Here is a 19,571-nt window from a genome sequence, read left to right on the forward strand (position 1 = left end):
GAGTGGGGCAGTTGGTTTCGCTATTATTTATAGCGTCAGTTTTTACGCCTATTATCATCATGCCGTTGACGAACAATATGGCGGACGTTACGTTGAATTCAATGAGCGCACTTTTCGTCACCACCACGACAACCACCACCACGACCGCCATCGGCGGGCCGCGGGGAGGTTGTGCGCTCTAAACACTTGCCACAATTTAACCGAAAGGCCCCGCCGGAAACGGACGGGGCCTTTTTTGTGCTCTTCGTCCTTCCGGTCCATAAAAACATCAGGGAGAGAAGGATGGACGATTTTGATCACCGCGCATTGGGAAATAAACTCGATTTGCGAAGCGTTCAGTCTGCGAATGACGCCAGGCAGTCAATGAAGGTTCGCCGGGCTTCGCCGCTTTTTGATCGATTGACGGGCGGCGTCGGCTTAGCAACAACGGTCCTGCTCTTTCTGCAGTTTCTCGTTAATCTCTCGGTGTTCGGGTCTTTTCCGCTGCTGGCTGCCTTTCTGAGCGTCGAGCGACGCTTGAGCGCCGGCGACGTCGCGAGTGTGCTCACCGTGAGCCTGCTGTCGAGTCGGCTGTTGCCGCTTGTTCTAGGATCTGCTACCGACCGATTTAATAGCAGAGTACTGGTTTCGTTGGGGCTGGTGTGCCGTGCTATGGGATTCATCGGTTTGGGCCATGTTCTCGATTTCCCCGCGTTGGCCGGATGTGCATTCTTGAGTGGATTCGGCGCAGCCCTCTATGAAACGACCGCGTACTCCGTGTTCGGTACCCTCAAAACAGATATTCGTTCGCGTGTATTCGTCTTGAATAATCTTGTACTTAACTTGGGGGCGCTGGTCGGGCCAACAGTGCTGTTCTTACTGCCTGCCCATGGCGGCGCTTTCCCATTTGAGGTAAGCGGTTATATCTTCGCTGCGTTGGCTTTGGTGGCACCGTTCGCGGCTGTACGGACGCGCGTGAATGAAAGACCGAAGCGTGTTGTCTCTGCGCTTTTTGAGGTTTTCCATGACAGGAAATTTCGAAGACTCTGCATCGCACTTATCCCGTTCTGGACTGTGTACACGCAAATTTATGTGTTCATCCCACTGACTTTCGCTCAGGGAGCGTCAGGGTATAACGGTGTGCGACCGTTCTACATCGCGAACGCTTTGTTCGGTGTCTTAACTGCGCTTCTGGGGATGCGATGGTTTCAACAGGCAAGGTGGCAATCCCTGATGTCAATCGGTCATCTCGCGCTGCTCGCCTGTTTCGTACTGGCAGCGCTCATTTTCCCAGGAGAATGGAACTCGCAACAGTCTCTGGTGATCCTCGTTGTCATCGCTTTAGTTTTCACGTTCGGCGAAAGCCTCATCTTGCCTGCGTCGAACATCGCACTCGCTGAACTGACGACCGAGAGCAACGCTGGAAGCTATTTCGGCGCGTCAGCAGTCTCTTGGGCGATAGGCGGAGCATTGGGAAACTATCTGGGCAGTATGGGCGCGCGATGGACGCCGATCAGCATGGGTTGGCTTGTTTTCGCTTTTGTCAGCATGATCGGGTTGCTTTGTTTCAAGAGGCTTGAACATGCCCAGTAGGGGCGGAGCCAGGATGAGCCTAAATTTTTATCATAAGCACTTTGTTTATATAGGATTATTTAGGGCAATAAAAAGGTTCTTCACGGATTACCGGGAAAGCCGTTCCTCATCTTCAAGAACACACCGGGCCGCGAGCCTTGCACCGACATAGAGCCTGACATGCTTGCCAAGGCATGTGTGTTGCCATCAAAGTAGTTGCAAGCGCTTACGGATTGTGTTTAAAGAGATGACCGCGGGCCGAAGGGTTTGTGGCGTGCTCCTGGAAGGTGCGCTGTTCGAGTGAGGCTGTCTCCAGGTCTTTTCGAAAAAAAATAAAAGGATTTAGATTATGACGTCTTTTCAAGATATCAAACCTGAGCAGGTCGATGCGCTCAAAAAGCAATCGCAGGCTGCCTTTGACGCACAAATCAAGCGCCAGCAAGAGGTTGTCAGTGCGAAGCCGGCGCTAGAAGAGGTCCTCCATCAGAAGGTGCACCCGCAATCGTTGTGTGGATGCGGATGCCAGCAGAACATTTGCGGCTACTTCTCGTTCGAAGGTTGCGGTTGCGGTTGCTATCCTCAGACCGAAACCATCCAGATTAGTGCGTCACCCGCCGATATCGGACCAAATGCTCCTCAGCAAGGAACCCGAGTGCGGTTCGTCGGCGAGGCGACAGGTACGGGTACCAGTATCAACATTCCCACTATCTACCTGCAGGGCACCGTGCCTGATGCCGAGAACCTCATCGGCGTCCCGTTGTCGCTGCAATTGTTGATTAGTGCCGGTTCCCTCACCCTGTACCTTTTTGAAGGGCAGCGCCTGCTGGCCGCACTGGTCCATCCAGCGCAGTATGCCGCGAACATCAGTGGGCAGTTCTCCGGCAGTGGAACCGGTTTTTTCCAGCCGGCGTGATGTAGTCGACCAGGAGTAAACAGCCCGACGCCGGGCAAGAAAGCCCTAGCCTCAAACGCTAGGGCTTTTTTTTGGTTCTTCCCGGGATTCCGTGAAGAACCAATAAAAAGCCCGGCACTGGGCCGGGCTCTATCAGCGTTTGAATGTTGTTTAGCTCAACAGCCCGGTACTGACCGCGACAATCAGGAAAATACCCAGTACCGCCCGGTAAATAACGAAAGGCCAGGTGGAAAACCTTTCGAGGAATTTCATCAGGCCCCAGATGGCGCAAAATGCCGACACGCTGGCGATCACCAACCCGAAAATCAGGTGCGACCACGCTTCGGCCGGGATATGTGCGTGATACAGCACCCACAGCTCTTTCAAGCCGGCCAGCGCAATAGCGGGCAATCCAAGCAGGAATGAGAAACGCGCAGCTTCTTCGCGTTTGAAGTTAAGGAAGAGTGCGGCGGTGAGTGTTGAACCAGAGCGTGAAACACCGGGGATCAGCGCGCCAATCTGCGCGATGCCGACAATCAATGCATCCCGCAGGCGCATCTGTCCCACGACGCGTTGATGGCGGCAGCTGAGTTCGGCCGCAGCCAGCAGAACGGCCATCACCAGGCACGAGATACCAATCACCATCAGGCCTCTTAACGGTGAGTTGCAGGTATTGAGCAGCGAGGACAAGGCCAGGCCCGCAATGCCGATCGGGATGGTCGCCAGCACAATCGCAACGGCCAGCTTGAACGACTGATTGTTGTAATCACGCTGTCGCACGGCGCCTATGCTGCCAGCGACGACTTCCCGTACATCACGCCAGAAATAGCTGACGACCGCAGCCAGTGCGGCCAATTGCATCGCGGCGGAAAACGCCGAGCCGGGATCGGGCCAGCCGAGCAGGGCGGGCACGATTCGCATGTGCGCAGTGGATGAAATGGGTAATAGCTCGGTGATGCCTTGAATGATCCCCAGGATGCCAATTTGCAGGTAATCCAGAGAAGCAAAGCCGATATCAAGGCCGCTGGTACAGACGTTTGTCAAAATACGTTCCTTAAAAAGTAAGGCTTTCCCACTAGCCCCGAAAACACGGCACGACGTTCGGAAAGTCTTGGCAGTGGGCAAATGATCCTGGACTGAACCGCTCTGTCAGAGGGTCGTTCATGGTGACTGCGAGCGGAATAATGGCCTTATTTGTAACTGTTTGCTACAGGCTGTTGAGATGATTTTTTTAGTCAAGAGCGCCCGCGAAGCCCCTGTGTACGGGCCTGGCCGGGATTTTATGTTCGCTTCATGACCGACAATTGAAGTTCCTCAGTCCCAGCTAAGTTTGCCTGCGTAGTCTCTCCCTTGCGCGATTTGCAGCGCTGTCAAGGAGAAGCATCCACATGAAGCCGCTTACGAAAGCTGACTGGCTCAATAAAGTCCCCGAGGTGACGCTGTCGTTCTGGGTCATCAAGATCATGTCCACCACCGTGGGTGAAACCGGCGCTGACTTTCTCGCCGTCGATGCCGGGTTGGGGCAGGGTGTGACCAGTATCGGCATGGCCGTGCTGTTGGCGATCGCGCTGTTCGGCCAACTTCGTACACGCGCCTACACCCCTTGGATTTATTGGTTGACGGTGGTGCTGGTGAGCGTCGTCGGAACGCAGATTACCGATGTACTCACTGACAAAATGGGCATCAGTCTGTATGCCAGCACGGCGGTATTTTCGGTGTTGCTGGCGATCAATTTCATGATCTGGTACGGGCTGGAACGCAGTCTTTCGATCACTGAAATCGTCACGCCACGTCGGGAACTGTTCTATTGGGCGACGGTGCTCTGCACCTTTGCGCTGGGCACCGCCGCCGGCGACCTAGCCACCGAAGCGCTGGGGCTTGGCTTCACACTGGGCGCGGTGATTTTCGGCGCGCTGATCGGCGTGACGTTCGCCGCCTGGCGCCTGGGTGGCAATACAGTCCTGACCTTCTGGATCGCCTACATCCTGACCCGCCCTTTCGGCGCCTCCCTGGGAGATCTGCTGACGCAAGCCAAGACCTATGGCGGCCTCGGCATGGGCGCCATGTGGACCAGCGCGATTTTCCTCAGCGTCATCCTGATCTTGGTCGCCGTCGCACAGATGAGCGTCGGCAATCGCAAACTCGTCACTGAATAACCGGTTCAAAAGCCTATCAAGGAATCATCATGGTCTACGTTCAAACCGCCATTCGTAAAGCCGCCGTCCTATCCGCCATTGTCGTATTCGGCCTGGCCGCCGGGTGTTCGAAACCCGCTGACGCCCCTAAAACGAGCGCTACTTCGGGCGCAGCCAGCGTTCAGCAAAGCTCGGCCTCGAAGCTCGGCGACCTGTCGGCATTCCAGGGCATTGCGGCCAACGTTGCCGATCTGGTGAATAAAAACGACCTGCCAGGCGCGAAAACACGAATCAAGGACCTGGAGTTGTCCTGGGACTCCGCGGAAGCCGGCATCAAGCCGCGTGCTGCCAGCGACTGGCATGTCCTGGACAAGTCCATCGACACCGCACTTGAAGCCTTGCGCGCCAGCAGCCCGAAACAGAGCGACTGCAAGGCAGCAATGGATGACTTGCTGAAAACCTTCAATTCGCTGCAAGGAAAAAGCTGAGCGCTTTCAATACCCATAAATCGCTTCATGCACGCTTGAACAGGTGATTCAATGCAGGCTCGACATTCGCGCAGGTAGACCCGCGTGAGTGTCGAGCCTCACTTATCACCGGAGAGGGACATGCGGATATTACTGGTCGAAGACGACCCGATGATCGGGGAGGCGATCCAGGGCGCACTGAAAGATGCCAGTTATGCCGCCGACTGGGTCAACAATGGCCTCACCGCCCTGACGGCGCTGGACACTCAACATTATGATCTGGTGCTGCTTGACCTCGGCCTGCCCGGCAAGGACGGCCTTGCGGTATTGAGCAGCATTCGGGCGCGCAACAACGGCGTTCCCCTGCTGATCATCACAGCCCGCGACAGCCTCGACGATCGCTTGCGCGGCCTCGATGGCGGCGCCGACGATTACCTGCTCAAACCCTTTGATATGGCCGAGCTGCTGGCCCGCATGCGTGCCGTTCTGCGCCGCAAGGGCGGCAGCGCGCTGCCGGTGTTCAGCAACGGCGTGGTGTCGCTGGACCCGATCTCGAAACACGCCAGCACCGAAGAAAACCCCGAGGTCCAGCTCTCCAGTCGCGAGTTTTCGCTGCTGCAGGCGCTGTTGATCAGGCCGGGGGCAATTCTCTCGCGCAGCGAGCTCGAAGACCGTATCTATGGCTGGGGCAATGAAGTGGAAAGCAATGCGGTCGAGTTTCTGATCCATGCGCTGCGTCGCAAACTGGGCAGCCACGTCATCAAGAATGTCAGGGGTATGGGATGGATGGTTTCAAAAGGCGACTGAGCGAGTCGGTTCAGGTCAGGCTGTCCGTTTCCCTGTCGCTGGCCATTCTGATCGTCGCTATCGTGGCTGGTATTTTCGCCTTCGTCTCGGCATTCGATGAAGCCCTGGAAATGCAGGACAACACCTTGCATCAGGTGGCCGTGCTGTTCGAGCGCCAGCAGATGACGCTGACCTATCCGACGCAAGGCAAGGGCATCGAGGGCGACGATGAAGAGTCCCGGGTCACCGTTCAGTACCTGAACGATGGCAACCAGGTGTCGGGCAATGTGGAGACTGGCGCACCGCTGCCACTGCCGACAACGCTGGCCGACGGCCTGTCGACGCTGGTGGTCGGTGGCGAGCCGTTTCGCGTGCTGGTCAAGACCCTGACCAGTGGCGCACGCATCGCCGTTGCACAGGAAACCGGCACGCGCGACAAGGACGCCCGCGAGAGTGCCTGGCGCGGCCTGCTGCCGTTTCTCATCCTGTTTCCCGTGCTCTTGCTGGTGGTTGCCGATCTGGTGCGCAAGCTGTTTCGGCCTATCGCGGCACTGGCGTCTGAAATCGACCAGCGCGGCGAGCAGGAACTGCACCCCATCGACGAGAACCATTTGCCTGCCGAGATCCGTCCCTTCGTGCTGGCCATCAATCGATTGCTCAACCGTGTGGCTCAGTCGATGGAGACCCAGCGGCGCTTCGTCGCCGACGCCGCCCACGAACTCCGATCGCCGTTGACGGCGCTGTCGCTGCAAGCCGAGCGCCTGGCCGTCGCCGACATGTCGACGTTGGCCCGGGAGCGTCTGTTTGCGTTGCGGCGGGGGATAGAGCGCGGCAAGAATCTGATTGATCAACTGTTGGCGCTGGCCACCGCACAATCGAACTCGACGCTGCCCGCAACGCCGGTTTCCGTGCATGGCGTCTATCGGCGTGTGTTGGAGGATCTGCTGCCGCTGGCCGAGGCCAAGCATATCGACATCGGTGTCGAGGATGAACAGGATGTGCAGGTGCTGATCAACGAGCTCGACCTGCTGGCCATGGTCAAGAACCTGGTTGATAACGCCATTCGCTATACGCCTGCGGGCGGACGGGTAGATCTTTCGGTGGGCATGGAGGAGGGTGGAGCACTGTTGCAGGTCAAAGACACCGGCCCCGGGATTGCGGCCGAGGAACGGGAACGTGTGTTCGATCCGTTTTATCGCAGCCTCGGGAACCATGAGGTCGGGTCCGGGCTGGGGCTGTCGATCGTCAAGGCGGTAGCCGATCGCAACGGGGCACAGATTCGCCTGGGGTTTGGCGATGAGGTGGCAAGACGCGGGTTGTGTGTCTCGGTGTGGTTGCCGTCATTGATTTCCCGCAGCGTTCCCCCTGCCGCCCAATTGTAGGCGCGGTATCATTTGCAAAAAGTACATATAGCCGGCCGGTGCATTCCTCGGCCGGCCATGGATATTCATTCAAGGATCAACCCATGCTTTTAAGCAAACGCGATCAGGCGCGAATCGAGCGTCGCCTGGTGGTTACCCTGACCGAGGCGTGTGAGACGGCCAAGGCGGAAATAGCAGGGTTTGCCTGGTTGACCCACGAGGTGGATTACACGGCGTTCCCCGCAAGCCTACAGGTGACCTGGGTCTTCGACACGCTGGCCAACAAGCGCCAGGCCCTGGCCGTCGGGCAAGCTGAACGAATGGTCGAACTGACGGCCGTGGCGTTGAGTGAAGCGGACATTCTCGTCAGTCCGGTTTCGGCTCACGTGCAATTTGACACCGAAGAAGAATGTCAGCGCGCTCATGCCGGAAACTGGCAGCAACGTTTGGCGCGCCAGCGCTCGACTCGGGATTGAACCATGGCCAAGGATATCGAAAACCCGTGTATTTCCGTTTGTCAGCTGCGCGGCGAGCTGTGTGTGAGTTGTGGGCGCATCAAGGAGGACATCAGGAAATGGAAGCGCATGAAGCGCCCCGAAAAAATGGCCGCTGTGCAACGCGCGAACTTGCGCCTGCAAAGCCTGAAAAAAAATAACGGGTGAGCCGCTGGCGAGTAAAGCTGTTGAGCCGTTGCTGAGTAACCAGACAGTCAAATCACAACGTTAAAGGGAGTTAACGATGGAAATGGATCATGTTTTTATTTGTGTGAATCAAGACGGTCGAGGGGCTGAAGCTCTGAAAATCCTCGGGCTTGTCGAAGGGACGCCAAACGTCCACCCAGGTCAAGGCACTGCCAATAGACGGTTCTTCTTCCGAAACGCTTTCATCGAACTTCTATATCTCACGGATGAGTCAGAAGCTCGAAGTCAGTTAACGGCGCCAACCCGACTCTTTGACCGCCTCACGTGCACAGAGGGAGTCGCCGCGCCCTTTGGTGTTTGCTTCAGACCTTCCACGGTAGGGGAGAAGCCGCTATTTCCAGTCTGGGAGTATCGACCCGTTTACTTACCCGCCGCCCTGAGCGTCGACGTGGGACATGCGCCTGTATCCGAACCGATGTGGTTTTTTCTTTCGTTTGCCAAGAGACCCGATGAGGCTCCGATTGAGCGAGCGCAGCCGTTCGAGCATCCCAATGGTTTTCGCGACATTACATCGGTGCGAGTGATCACTCCCGACAACCAGGCTTTTTCTAGCGCTGCGCAATGTGCCAACCAACTGGAAGGGTTTGCAATTGTTCATGGTCAAGAGCATCTGGTCATAGTGGAGATTGATCATGGGGCGGGCGGCCAGACGCACGATTTTCGTCCGGGGATGCCGATGATCATGAACTGGTAGTTCGGCCTGAAACGGACGCTCGAAAGCAAAACAAGCTAAAAACAGACGATCACGCAGGGGGATTACCGGTTGCTGGCCGGGGCGCCTTCAATTCCGTAATATCCGCAGCCGTCTTTTCCCACCACGCCCTGCGGCTTGTTCCGTCGGCCTGTTTTTTAGGTAAGCCATGAAATCCAAACGTCTGCGCGCTGATGCCCTGGCCGGACTCACCACCTCTTTTGCTCTGCTGCCCGAATGCATCGCCTTCGCCCTGGTCGCGCACCTGAATCCGCTGATGGGTTTGTACGGAGCCTTCATCATCTGCACCCTGACTGCATTGTTCGGGGGCCGGCCGGGGATGATTTCCGGGGCCGCCGGATCAATGGCCGTGGTGATCGTCGCGCTGGTGGTGCAGCACGGCGTGCAGTATTTGCTCGCCACGGTGTTGATGGGTGGACTGTTGATGATGGCGTTCGGTCTGCTACGGCTGGGCAAGCTGGTGCGCATGGTGCCGTACCCGGTGATGCTCGGTTTCGTCAATGGCCTGGCGATTGTCATTGCCCTGGCGCAACTGGAGCATTTCAAAAGTGGCGGGACCTGGCTGAGCGGCACAGCGCTGTATCTGATGATCGGGCTGGTGGCGCTGACGATGGCCATCGTCTACGTATTACCGCGCCTGACCCGAGCCGTGCCACCGGCGTTGGTGGCGATCCTCGGCGTCGGTCTGGCGGTCTATCTGCTCGGCCTGCCGACTCGCACCCTTGGCGACATGGCGCACATTGCCGGCGGCCTGCCTGGCCTGGCCCTGCCTCAGGTGCCCTGGAACCTGGAAACCCTGCGCATCGTTGCCCCTTATGCGGTATTGATGGCTCTGGTCGGCCTGCTGGAAACGCTCCTGACGCTCAACCTTACTGACGAGATCACCGAGAGCCGTGGCTACCCGGATCGCGAATGCGTGGCCTTGGGCGCGGCCAATATGGTCTCCGGTCTGTTCGGTGGGATGGGCGGATGCGCCATGATCGGTCAAACCGTGATCAACCTCAGTTCCAGCGGCCGTGGTCGCCTTTCTGGTGTGGTCGCCGGAGTGATGATCTTGCTGTTCATCCTGTTCCTTTCACCGCTGATCGAGCGCATCCCGCTGGCCGCACTGGTCGGGGTGATGTTCGTCGTGGCGCAGCAGACCTTCGCCTGGGCCTCGCTGCGGGTGCTCAACAAGGTGCCGTTGAACGACGTATTGGTGATCATTGCGGTAACGATCATCACGGTGTTCACCGATCTGGCCATCGCTGTGCTCTGCGGGATTGTCGTTGCCGCGCTGAACTTCGCCTGGCAGCAGGCCCGCGAGCTATACGCCGACAGTTACCTGGAAGCCGACGGCAGCAAGCTCTACCGCCTGCATGGCACGCTGTTCTTCGCCTCGACTGCACCGTTCCTCAACCAGTTCGATCCCGCCAACGACCCGCCCGAGGTGACTCTTGACTGCCGCCACCTGAGCTTTGTCGACTACTCGGCCATCACCGCGCTGAAAACGCTGCGTGAGCGCTACATCAAGACCGGCAAACAGTTGCGCGTGTATCACTTGTCCGAACGCTGCAAGAAAATGCTCAAGCGCGCTGGTGTGGCTCACGACTGAGGTCGGCGCCATGGGCGCAGCTCGAGTTTGAGTTTGCGATATCAACGCTGGGGAAGGTTCCAGCGTTCGCGAAAGTGCTCGTACTCCGCTTCGGGCAGTTGAACCAGTAGAGGCGACTGACGCGGATCCAGCCAGCTGAACAAGTGAGCAATATCTGCCGGGTCCATGGCTGTGCAGCCAAGCGTCGGTGAGGTAGGGGCACGCCAGATGTGGAAGAAAATGCACGAGCCCGCGTCGGCGGACGCCGGCGTGTTGTGCTCGATGACAATGCCTTGTCGATACATGTCGTCATCGCGACGCATGTGTTCGGAGCTGTTCCAGTCCTTGGCAATCGTCGACCCGTCGACAAGCTCGTTATAGCGCTTGGAATGGCTGTCATCCACGCATTCGGTGGTCGGTGTCAGCGCAAGGTAAGGCAGCCTGGTGTCGGCCGTGCTGTCGTAGCCAAAGGCGGTTCCCAATTTGAACGGGCCAGCAGGCGCTTTCCCGTCGCCTTCACGTTTGACCGGCCCTTCGCGTTGCTCGACGACACCGAGACCCTTGCCCCAGGCCAGCCCGCTTTTGCCGACAACCACCGGAAACGGCGCGCCGTATTTCTGAAATGTTTTCCCTAGCCGCTCGTAACGTTGGGCGGTCCCCTGGACATCAGTCCAGTTTTTTGTCGTGACCACAATCAGCTGGTTGCTGGTGTCCAGCGCCTGAGCCGTAATAGGGAAATCCATGACGTTCTTCAGCGCATCATTCCCGGTGTAGGTGAAGTGCCACCACTCTTTCGAGTACCCGGAAAATCCCTCTTTCTGCATGGCGTTGCTGAGCCGCTGGCGATTCTCTTTGGCGGTCGCGTTGATCGTTGAACTGTCGGTATGCGCTCGTTCATCGAAGCAATCGAACCCTGTGCCCATGTCGACGGCACCATCATGCCAACGCTGCTCATAGGGCGCGGCGCAGTCGACTTGCGCCGCCGAGGGGCTCCATGTCTGGGCGGGCAGAGCCTCCGGCCCGGTCAGCGTCAGATCCACCGTGCCGCCCTTGGAGTGATTCGAAACCCGGGCCACATAGCCCAAATGCCAGAAGTCTTGCTTGTCTACGCGGGGATAAAACTCGGCCTTGCGCGGGTCACCCGGTTGCGTCGCAAAGCGCCCCATGTCGGCAACAGCACGGCTGGGTCGATAGCAGTCGAATACCTTCAAACCGTAGCCTTGCGTGCGCAACGCCGCTTGTACCCGGGCAAGCGCCTTGGCGGCGTCCAGCGACAACAGACACTCCGCAGCGCCGTAGCCGTCAAGCGGGTGTCCGGTGAAGTTGTGGGCGCTGGCATAGCGGATGTCTTGCTCGATACCCGGATCAATCGCCCGCAGATAGACCATATGCTCGGGTCTTGGCTCGGCGCTCGCCAGGCAGGGCGCGATGATGGCTAGCATCGAGAGGCACAGCGGTTTGATTCTGCACAGCAGGCGCATGCGATGCCTCCAAAGATGCCGGATTTCAATCCAGAGCAGGCTAATGGTTGTACCCTTTTTTCTCAATCAGGGTTAGCGGGGTGAGTCGCCTGGTTGGGTAGATGGCATTGCCGCTTGCCTAGCCATCTGATATCAGAGAAGCTCCGCGCCAGTCCATGTTCAGGGCGAATTAGCCACATGATCGAATGGTTTAGGGAAGAGATGAATGATGCTCAGGGTGATGGTAATCGGTGGCTACGGAAACTTTGGCAGCATCGTTTGCCGGCATTTAATTGCGATGCCAGGTGTATCGCTGGTGATTTCGGGGCGTGACTCACAGAAGTTGTTGCGCAAAGTCGATGAGCTGAAAGCCCAGTCGGGCACCACCTGTGAAAGCTGGTGCGGCGATGCCATGGACACTGCATTCAAGTCCGTCCTCGACTCGATGGGTATTCAGTTGGTCATCCATACCGGCGGCCCGTTTCAGGGGCAGACCTATGCCGTTGCGCAGAGCTGTATCGATGCGGGCGTGAACTATTGCGACCTGTCTGACTGCCGTGCTTTCGTCACCGGAATTGGCGCGCTCGACGCACAAGCCAAGCGTGCAGGAGTGGCTATCTTCAGCGGTTGCAGTTCGGTGCCGACCTTATCGTCGGCAATAATCGACCAACACCGACATCGCTTCAAACGTATCGACTCGATCGACCATGGCATTTCATCTTCGGCAAAGATGCCGGGACTGTCGACCGTCGAAGGCGTGCTCGCCTACGCAGGTAAACCGATCAAGCAACTCAGGAATGGACAGGTGCATGAAGTGTTGGGCTGGCAGGACCTGACGCTTCGCAAGATGCCACAACTGGGTACCCGGGTCCTGGCCAATGTCGACGTGCCGGACATCGATATATTCGCCCAGCGTTATGGTGCCAAAACCCTGAGTTTCAAAGCAGGATCAGGCCTGAAACTCGGCGGTGTGGCCAATTATCTGCTGGCTCAGGCGATGAGAGCGGGGCTGGTTCGGGACCCTGCGCCATGGGCTGCAAGATTGCATCGCTGGGGCCGGAGGTTCGAGCGATTCGGTGATGGTAAAAGTGCAATGTACATCGACGTCCAGGGCATCGATGTTGATGCAAAACCGCTGTCCATGACGGTGCAACTGACGGCTATGAATGACAAGGGGCCGGAAATCCCCAGCTGCGCAGCGGTTGCCTTGGCCGCAAAAATTGTCCAGGGGTACTTGCCCGAGCCCGGTGCCCGAGCTTGCGTGGGCGAGATCACCGTTGATGAGTACATGGCTGCGATCAACGACCCGGCGAATCTGCACTTGTCGGTAAAATTCTCTGACGAGCAGGGCTGACCATGCTCTACCTGTGTCTGAAGTACATCCACGTCATCGCCGCCATTTTCCTGTTCGGATTCGGCATGGGGTCTTACCTCTACTTGATCGCCGCCAGCCGCACGGCCAATCCTCAAGTGATCGCGCATGTGGCGAGAATGGTCGTGCGGTTCGACACCTGGATTACCACACCGGCAGGTTTCATTCAGATCGTGACAGGCTATCTGTTGGTGAGGCTTGCCGGACTTCCCCTGACCACGGAATGGGTTCTGACGTCGCTGATCATCTTCCTGTGTGTGGGCTCGCTGTGGCTTCCGGTGTTGGTGCTTCAGAAGCGGCTGCAGATGATGGCCTTGAGCGCGGTTGAGACGGGGGTGGGGCTTGCTGAGGAGTACAGATCCGTTTACAGGAAATGGTTCTGGATGGGCGTACTGGGGTTTTTGGGAATGTTCGTGATTGTGATGATTATGGTGACGAAGATGACGCCGAGGGACTTGATTGAAGTGATGGGGTAGGAGGGTGAGGCAATGCCGGACGCGGGCTATCACCAAACGACGCAACCAACCCAGGCAGACGAGCAATCACTCAAGCGTTACATTCCTGGTGGGAATGGATAGCATAAAATTAATGAATTTTAATTATCGCTGAGCATGGCGTAGCTTGATTTGAGGACATGGAGAATCGCCTTGAAATCATCGCCTCTGAACGCAGCTGAAAAATTTGATACCTCACGGGCCAATGAGTACGGACGACAGAGCCGTATTGCATTGGCAGGCTATGACGCCTGCCACGATCTTGCAGCATGCATGCTGGCGGCAATCCTCGGTGACACAAACTCGGCGAGAATACTGGTCGTTGGTGCAGGCGGTACGGCTCAGGAGATTATTGCAATGGCAAGGTTGGAGCCGAGTTGGCGTTTCACTGCCGTCGATCCCTCTCAGCCGATGATCGAGGCCGCGACGCAGCAGCTGGAGGCAAACGACTTACTTGAGAGAACGGACGTGCATCTTGGTCAGGTTGACGACCTGCCACCGGACGCGTCATACGACGCGGCGACGCTGATCGGTGTACTCCATCATCTCGCTGGAGACGACGCCAAACGACAACTTCTACGTTCCATTCGGACTCATCTAAAGCCGGGTGCGCCGTTGATTGTCGCGGGCAATCAATATGCCTATGCCAGTCAACCATTGTTGCTTGCTGCCTGGGGGCAACGGTGGCGACAGCAGGGTGCGAGCCCGGATGAAGTGAAGGTCAAGCTTGGGAAAATCCTTCAAGGCGCAGACCCTCCACACTCCGAGGCGGCAGTTCAAAAACTGCTGCATGACTCGGGATTCGGAGACGCTACTCGTTTTTTCAGCAGCCTTTTCTGGGGTGCTTGGGTGACGTGTAAAACTGTCTGAATGGAGCCGATTGTCGGTTATTGGCCGATAGGCGTATCTCGCCAACGGGAGCATTGGATGGTGATTGCGGACGATATCGGTAACGTCGTGTGGCGAGTGACGCCCGTACCATCATCGAAAGACGAGTGATGAAGCGAACGTCCACGTCAGGGAAATAAAACACAAACGATGAATAAAGATGGTCTTCGAATCTATCGAAGCCCGAGGACCGACAGGACAAACAGGGCGATCACAACTGCCCCGACGATGTAGACGATGCTGCTCATGAAATCCACCTCTCATACTGAACGGGATTGCGACACCAGGGTATTGCCAATACAAGGTACGGCACTGTTGTTCGAAATTCCGTTCGGCAGCACACATAGCACCGTTGTTCATTCGCTACCTCCATTGGCCTGTACATTGGAAGCAGCGGTATGGCTTGAGTTCGGTTTTTTACCGGTGTTCCCGATGGGTGTCGGCTCTCGTGATTTTCATCGGGAATCAACCGTATGATGCGCGTAGTTCACCAGGCTTGATTGTCTGCCTCGGAGCGTCCTACTGACCGCCAAACACCGCTGGCCTGCGCTCTGCAAACGCCGCCAGCCCCTCATCAAAGTCGCTGCTCTCGCACGCCAGTCGACGCAGTTCTGCGATTTGTTCCATCGCCTGGACGGGCATCGGTTGCAGGTCTTCGAGGATGCGCAATTGCTCCTTGACCGCCGCAATGGCCAACGGTGCTTTGCCGGCAATCGTGCGTGCCAGTTCCAGCGCAGTCGCTTCCAGCACGTCGCTATCGACCAGCCGGTTCACTACACCGAAGTGTTCAGCGCGTTCTGCATCGAGCTTGTGCGCGCAGAAAAACATTTCCTTCAATACGTGAATCGGCAGGTTGTTGAAGAAGCGCAGCAGCCCGCTGGTGGTGTAGGGCAAACCGATGTTTGCCGGTGTCATCGAAAAGCTCGCACTGCGATCCGCGACCACCAGGTCGCAACTCATCGCCAGGTCGACCGCGCCACCCCATACCGAGCCGGAGATCATGGCGATTACCACACCGGGGTAGGCGCGGATGCGGCGCAAGACTTTTTCGAGTGGCTTGCCGTAGGCAACCGGGTCGTGGTCGTGTTGCAGTTCGCGGATGTCATGGCCGGCGCTCCAGACGGGCTGGCCGATTTCGCTGCCGAGTATCACCACCGGTATACGTTGTGACGCCAGTGCGGCGAGGCTTTCGTCGAGGGCGTTCAGCAGTTGTGCGCTGAGGGCGTTGCGGTGGGTGGGGTTGCTGAAGACCAGCCGACCGATTCGTTCATCAAGCATGTTGACGGTCACGGTGACGGAAGAGGTTTGCGTCGGGATCATTGTGCGGTTCCTGTTGATTGTGCGGATGCCATTGCTGGCGAATCACTGGTGTCCTGATACACGGCTTTCGCGGCCAGCAGCGCGTTGATCGACGCCGTGTCGAAACCTGCTTCGCGCAGGACTTCGAGGGTGTGTTCACCGAGCAGCGGCGGTGGTCGCTGACTGACACCGGGCGCAGGTTCTGCGGCGTCGGTCGCGCTGAACACCGGGGTCACGACCTGGCGCAGCGCGCCGAGTGTCGGGTGCATGAGTGTCCGGGTCAGCTGGCTATGCAGCACCTGCGGATCGTCGAACACTTCGTCGAGTGTATTGATCGGGCCTGCGGGTAAACCAGCCTCGATGAACAGCTCGGTCCACACGCGTTTGCTGCGGGTTTTCAAGCGGCTTTCCAGAATAGCTTTCAACTCGTCACGTCGCTCGACCCGGGCTTCATTAGTGGCGAAGCGCGGGTCGTCCGGCAGCGCGGGTAAATCAAGCAGCGTGCATAAACGTCCCCACATGGCCGAGGTGATCGGCGCCAGATTGAGCGGGCCGTCCTGCGTCTGGAACACCCCGTAAGGCGCAATGACCGAGTGGGCGTTGCCCGTGCGGCGGGGGACATCGCCGAGGCTGAGGTAGCGTTGCCCGTGCACGCTCAGCAACCCGACCAGGCTGGCCAGCAACGAGGTGCTGACGTGCTGGCCGCAACCGCTGCGTTCGCGCTCCAGCAGGGCGGCCAATACCGCGGTCACCAGCCACATGCCCGAGGTCAGGTCGCCGATGGCCGTGCCGGTGCGGGTCGGGTCGCCATCGACAAACCCCGTCAGGCTCATCAGCCCCGAGTAACCTTGGGCGATCTGATCGAAACCCGGCCAGCTGCTCATCGGTCCGTCACTGCCAAAGGCGTTGATACTGCCCATGATCAGCCGCGGATTGCGTGCGCTGAGCACCTCATAGCTCAGGCCCATGCTATCGAGGGTGCCGGGTTTGAAGTTCTCGATCACCACGTCGGCCTCATCGATCAGCCGCTGGATCGCGGCCAGCCCCTGGGGATTGCGGAAGTCGATGCAGATGCCGCGCTTATTGCGATTACACGACAGATAGTAGGTGCTCACGCCACGGTCGAACGGCCCCCAGGTCCGGCTCATGTCGCCGGTTGGGCCGGGCTCGATCTTGATCACATCGGCGCCAAGGTCCGCCAGCACCATGGTGCAGAACGGCCCCGACAGTGCGCGACTCAAGTCGACGATCTTCACGCCTTGCAAAGCTTGCATACGGTTCTCCACTGAATGTTTGAGCGCTGCGGTTTTATTGCGGCAACGGTTGATCACGGGTTTCGACGGCAAACGGCAGGATCAGAATGCCGGCCACGAAGGCCGCAGCGGTCCAGGCGATGGGGGCGCCAAGCGAGCCGTGCCAGTGGATCGCGGCGGCCAGCAGGAAGTTGACCCCGGCGCCGATGAAGCGGCCGACCGAGGCGTTGAAGGCGAACGCCGTGGCGCGGATCCGGGTCGGATACTGCTCGGGCAGCCAGAGCGAGAAAATCGCGAAGTTGCCGCCGAAGAAGCCGAGAAACACCAGCGACACCATGAACAGGTGCAGGCCGTCGTCCATGTAGAAGACCCAGCCGAAGGCGACCACGATCGACGTCGCCATACCGGCGAAGTAGATGCCCAGCGCAAGCCGTCGCCCAAGCCGCTCGGCCAGCCACGGCGCGACAAGGCAGCCGAGGATAGTGCTGAGCGACAGCACCGCCGCGCCAATGGAGGCCAGGTGCACAGCGCCGACATGGTCGATGCCTGCGCGAGTCGCCAGGGTCACCACGGCCGTTGCTTCATAAACCGAGCCGGCCCACAAACCGACGATCGCAACTCCGACCAGGGCCGAGCTGGTCAGCGTGCGTCGGCGAAAGGCCGGGGCAAAGATTTCCCACCACGAACTGCGTGCAGAAGTGATAGGGGAATGTGCGACAGGGTGCGCCACCTTGTGCGTCTGGGCAGGCTCCTTGACCTTCAACGCGGTGTAGATCGCCACCGCCGCCGGTGCTAGGCCGCACAGAAACATCACACGCCAGCCGTAGGTTGCGCCGACGGTGTAGTTCAGCAACGCGGCAATGAAAAATCCGAAGTAGTAGCCGGTTTGCAGATAGCCCGCGCCCATCTTGCGCCGGTCCTCCGGCCAGCTCTCGGCCACATAGGTGCCGGCCAGTGCCCATTCGCCACCGACGCCGATCCCGGCGATCAGTCGAAACGCCGCCAATTGCCAGATGTTCTCCGAGAACGCCGCGGCCCCGGTAAACAGCGAGTACACCAGGATGCTGGCTGCCAGCATCTTCACCCGGCCAAAACGGTCGGCGAGCGGCCCCCAGATAAACGACATTCCCCAGCCGATCAGAAACAACCCGAACAGCAGAGAACCGTACATGGCGATATTGGCGGGGGTTGGGGTGATGCCCGAGTTGGGCAGCAACTCGGTCAGGGCGGGAATCAAAACCAGGGCGAAGATCACCGAATCCACGCCATCCAGCACCCATCCCAGGTAGACCGTCCAGAAGCCGCGAATCTGCTCGCGGGTCAGGGGTGTTTTGATCGGCTTCACACTTGTTGCTGATGCGGTTAATGCTCTGGACATTAAGATCTCCCATTGACCTTGATCAGGCCTATTGAGGCGCTGCGAGGCGGGGGACGCCGTCAGCGCTTCGTTTATTGTGAAATCAGTCTAGGCAGCGCATCTCATAAGCTACAAATATGAAATTCCTTTGGTCCCATCGGATTTTTATATAGAGTCAGATTCTTTGGACGCCCCCCCATGGACCTGCGCCAGTTGCGGTATTTCATCAAGGTGGTTGAGTGCGGCAACATCACCCGCGCCAGCGAGGCACTGCATATCGCGCAGCCCGCGATCAGCCAGCAGATGCGCAATCTGGAACGGGACATGGACACGCAATTGCTCGAGCGCAGCGTGCAGGGCGTGGTCCCCACCGCGGCCGGGCAGACGCTGTACCGGCATGCCATCGAGCTGCTGCGCCAGGCCGACGGCACCCGTGAACTGCTGCGTCAGGACGCCGAACTCCCGCAGGGCAAGGTCTCGGTCGGCATGCCGTCGAGTACGGCGCGGATGTTGGCGATTCCGCTCGCACGCACGATCCGCAGTCGCTACCCGGGCATCAAGCTGGAATTGATCGACGCCCCGAGTGCCGAGCTGGGCGGCCTGATCACGGTCGGGCGGGTGGCGCTCGCGGTGAATGTCGACGTGGTCGAAACCCGCGGGATGATCTCGCAGCGACTGCTCACCGAAACGCTGTACCTGATTGCGTGGCCGGAGTTTCCGTTACCCGAGGGACCGGTGACGATCGACGCCCTGGCGAAGATGCCGCTGGTGCTGCCCTGTGCCCCGAACACCATTCGCAGTCGAGTCGAATCGGCATTGCAAGAGGCTGGTCTGCACTGTGAGGTCGAGTTCGAAGCCAACTCCACGGACTTGCTGTTCTCAGCCGTTCTGGCAAAGCTGGGCGTGACGATCCTGCCTTGGGCAGCTGCCCATGCTGAACTGGATCAACATAAACTCAAGCTCGCCAGGATCGATCATCGGCTGTTCACCCGTGAGCTGTCTCTGTGCTGGCCAGACACCGCCGTGCAGAGCAACGCGGTGCAAAAGGTCAAGGCGACCATTTTCGAACTGTTCGAGGCGTTTGGACGCCACCCGGGGTGGGCGGACGAACAATGATGAGTCCGGTTGCGTGGGATTCGGGCAATAACCTGAAGTCGTGATCGACTTAGAGCATGTGTCCTTTGCGGGAAAACAAACGTATTTCGGTAACCGTTCGGCAAGCACATATTGTCAAATGCAGTGGCTTTGACTTTGCCGCCTGGTACGGGCA

The 19,571-nt window shown here is 58.4% G+C and carries 20 protein-coding genes; 15 read left to right on the forward strand and 5 right to left on the reverse strand.

What is annotated here, in order from left to right; genetic code table 11:
• Positions 1-282 precede the first annotated feature (282 nt).
• Positions 283-1,572 (forward strand): MFS transporter, encoded by a 1,290-nt coding sequence (locus AC1RJ3_RS26475; protein WP_493081371.1) that lies wholly within the window; start codon positions 283-285, stop codon positions 1,570-1,572.
• A 328-nt stretch (positions 1,573-1,900) separates the two neighbouring features.
• On the forward strand, positions 1,901-2,464 hold the full coding sequence (locus AC1RJ3_RS26480; protein WP_103314372.1) for a hypothetical protein: 564 nt from the start codon (positions 1,901-1,903) through the stop codon (positions 2,462-2,464).
• Between the two features lie 150 nt (positions 2,465-2,614).
• Here AC1RJ3_RS26480 and AC1RJ3_RS26485 read toward each other — a convergent pair whose 3' ends face one another.
• Positions 2,615-3,487, reverse strand: a complete 873-nt coding sequence (locus tag AC1RJ3_RS26485) for an undecaprenyl-diphosphate phosphatase (protein ID WP_103314373.1) — start codon at positions 3,485-3,487, stop codon at positions 2,615-2,617.
• Positions 3,488-3,831: 344 nt separating this feature from the next.
• Between AC1RJ3_RS26485 and AC1RJ3_RS26490 the strand changes: the two genes are divergently transcribed.
• The 8 genes from AC1RJ3_RS26490 to AC1RJ3_RS26525 all read left to right on the forward strand — a co-directional run bounded on the left by AC1RJ3_RS26490 (position 3,832) and on the right by AC1RJ3_RS26525 (position 10,199).
• The gene (locus AC1RJ3_RS26490; protein WP_493081373.1) at positions 3,832-4,599 is read left to right on the forward strand and encodes a COG4705 family protein; all 768 of its coding nucleotides are present in this window, start codon (positions 3,832-3,834) and stop codon (positions 4,597-4,599) included.
• Between the two features lie 29 nt (positions 4,600-4,628).
• Entirely contained in the window at positions 4,629-5,066 is a 438-nt protein-coding gene (locus tag AC1RJ3_RS26495; RefSeq protein WP_493081375.1) for a hypothetical protein, read from the forward strand.
• Positions 5,067-5,186: 120 nt separating this feature from the next.
• Entirely contained in the window at positions 5,187-5,852 is a 666-nt protein-coding gene (locus tag AC1RJ3_RS26500) for a response regulator transcription factor (protein ID WP_054597042.1), read from the forward strand.
• Complete coding sequence (locus AC1RJ3_RS26505; protein ID WP_493081377.1) at positions 5,828-7,213, forward strand: ATP-binding protein; 1,386 nt, start codon at positions 5,828-5,830, stop codon at positions 7,211-7,213. Before AC1RJ3_RS26500 ends, AC1RJ3_RS26505 begins: the two co-directional genes overlap by 25 nt.
• Before the next feature lie 83 nt (positions 7,214-7,296).
• Entirely contained in the window at positions 7,297-7,668 is a 372-nt protein-coding gene (locus AC1RJ3_RS26510) for a hypothetical protein (protein ID WP_493081379.1), read from the forward strand.
• A gap of 3 nt (positions 7,669-7,671) precedes the next feature.
• Positions 7,672-7,854, forward strand: coding sequence for a DUF1289 domain-containing protein (locus tag AC1RJ3_RS26515; RefSeq protein WP_123580624.1), 183 nt, complete (start codon positions 7,672-7,674; stop codon positions 7,852-7,854).
• Between the two features lie 76 nt (positions 7,855-7,930).
• Positions 7,931-8,587 (forward strand): VOC family protein, encoded by a 657-nt coding sequence (locus AC1RJ3_RS26520; RefSeq protein WP_347929830.1) that lies wholly within the window; start codon positions 7,931-7,933, stop codon positions 8,585-8,587.
• Between the two features lie 166 nt (positions 8,588-8,753).
• The gene (locus tag AC1RJ3_RS26525) at positions 8,754-10,199 is read left to right on the forward strand and encodes a SulP family inorganic anion transporter (protein ID WP_493081382.1); all 1,446 of its coding nucleotides are present in this window, start codon (positions 8,754-8,756) and stop codon (positions 10,197-10,199) included.
• Positions 10,200-10,240: 41 nt separating this feature from the next.
• Here the strand turns inward: AC1RJ3_RS26525 and AC1RJ3_RS26530 are convergent, their stop codons facing one another.
• Entirely contained in the window at positions 10,241-11,659 is a 1,419-nt protein-coding gene (locus AC1RJ3_RS26530; RefSeq protein ID WP_493081384.1) for a M15 family metallopeptidase, read from the reverse strand.
• Positions 11,660-11,864: 205 nt separating this feature from the next.
• On the opposite strand from AC1RJ3_RS26530, the gene AC1RJ3_RS26535 reads away from it, so the two are divergent.
• The 4 genes from AC1RJ3_RS26535 (at position 11,865) to AC1RJ3_RS26550 (ending at position 14,869) form a co-directional block, all read left to right on the forward strand.
• The gene (locus AC1RJ3_RS26535) at positions 11,865-12,992 is read left to right on the forward strand and encodes a saccharopine dehydrogenase family protein (protein ID WP_493081386.1); all 1,128 of its coding nucleotides are present in this window, start codon (positions 11,865-11,867) and stop codon (positions 12,990-12,992) included.
• 2 nt (positions 12,993-12,994) lie between these two features.
• The gene (locus tag AC1RJ3_RS26540; RefSeq protein ID WP_054597048.1) at positions 12,995-13,486 is read left to right on the forward strand and encodes a DUF2269 family protein; all 492 of its coding nucleotides are present in this window, start codon (positions 12,995-12,997) and stop codon (positions 13,484-13,486) included.
• 171 nt (positions 13,487-13,657) lie between these two features.
• Positions 13,658-14,374, forward strand: a complete 717-nt coding sequence (locus AC1RJ3_RS26545; RefSeq protein WP_054597049.1) for a class I SAM-dependent methyltransferase — start codon at positions 13,658-13,660, stop codon at positions 14,372-14,374.
• Positions 14,375-14,638: 264 nt separating this feature from the next.
• Positions 14,639-14,869 carry a hypothetical protein gene (locus tag AC1RJ3_RS26550; protein ID WP_493081389.1) on the forward strand — a complete coding sequence of 77 codons (231 nt, stop codon included), beginning with the start codon at positions 14,639-14,641 and terminating at the stop codon, positions 14,867-14,869.
• 42 nt (positions 14,870-14,911) lie between these two features.
• On the opposite strand, the gene scpB is transcribed toward AC1RJ3_RS26550, so the two are convergent.
• The 3 genes from scpB to AC1RJ3_RS26565 are packed head-to-tail and all read right to left on the reverse strand — an operon-like array spanning position 14,912 to position 18,289.
• Complete coding sequence (gene scpB / locus AC1RJ3_RS26555; protein WP_493081391.1) at positions 14,912-15,712, reverse strand: methylmalonyl-CoA decarboxylase; 801 nt, start codon at positions 15,710-15,712, stop codon at positions 14,912-14,914.
• Positions 15,709-16,965: a CaiB/BaiF CoA transferase family protein gene (locus AC1RJ3_RS26560; protein WP_493081393.1), complete on the reverse strand. Its 1,257-nt coding sequence runs from the start codon at positions 16,963-16,965 to the stop codon at positions 15,709-15,711. Before AC1RJ3_RS26560 ends, scpB begins: the two co-directional genes overlap by 4 nt.
• 34 nt (positions 16,966-16,999) lie before the next feature.
• A complete protein-coding gene (locus AC1RJ3_RS26565) occupies positions 17,000-18,289 on the reverse strand; it encodes an MFS transporter (RefSeq protein ID WP_493081395.1) in 1,290 nt (429 codons plus the stop codon).
• 210 nt (positions 18,290-18,499) lie between these two features.
• Between AC1RJ3_RS26565 and AC1RJ3_RS26570 the strand changes: the two genes are divergently transcribed.
• Positions 18,500-19,417, forward strand: coding sequence for a LysR substrate-binding domain-containing protein (locus tag AC1RJ3_RS26570; RefSeq protein ID WP_493081397.1), 918 nt, complete (start codon positions 18,500-18,502; stop codon positions 19,415-19,417).
• Positions 19,418-19,571: the final 154 nt, after the last annotated feature.

The sequence above is a fragment of the Pseudomonas sp. GW822-FHT04C11 genome (genome assembly GCF_058800905.1).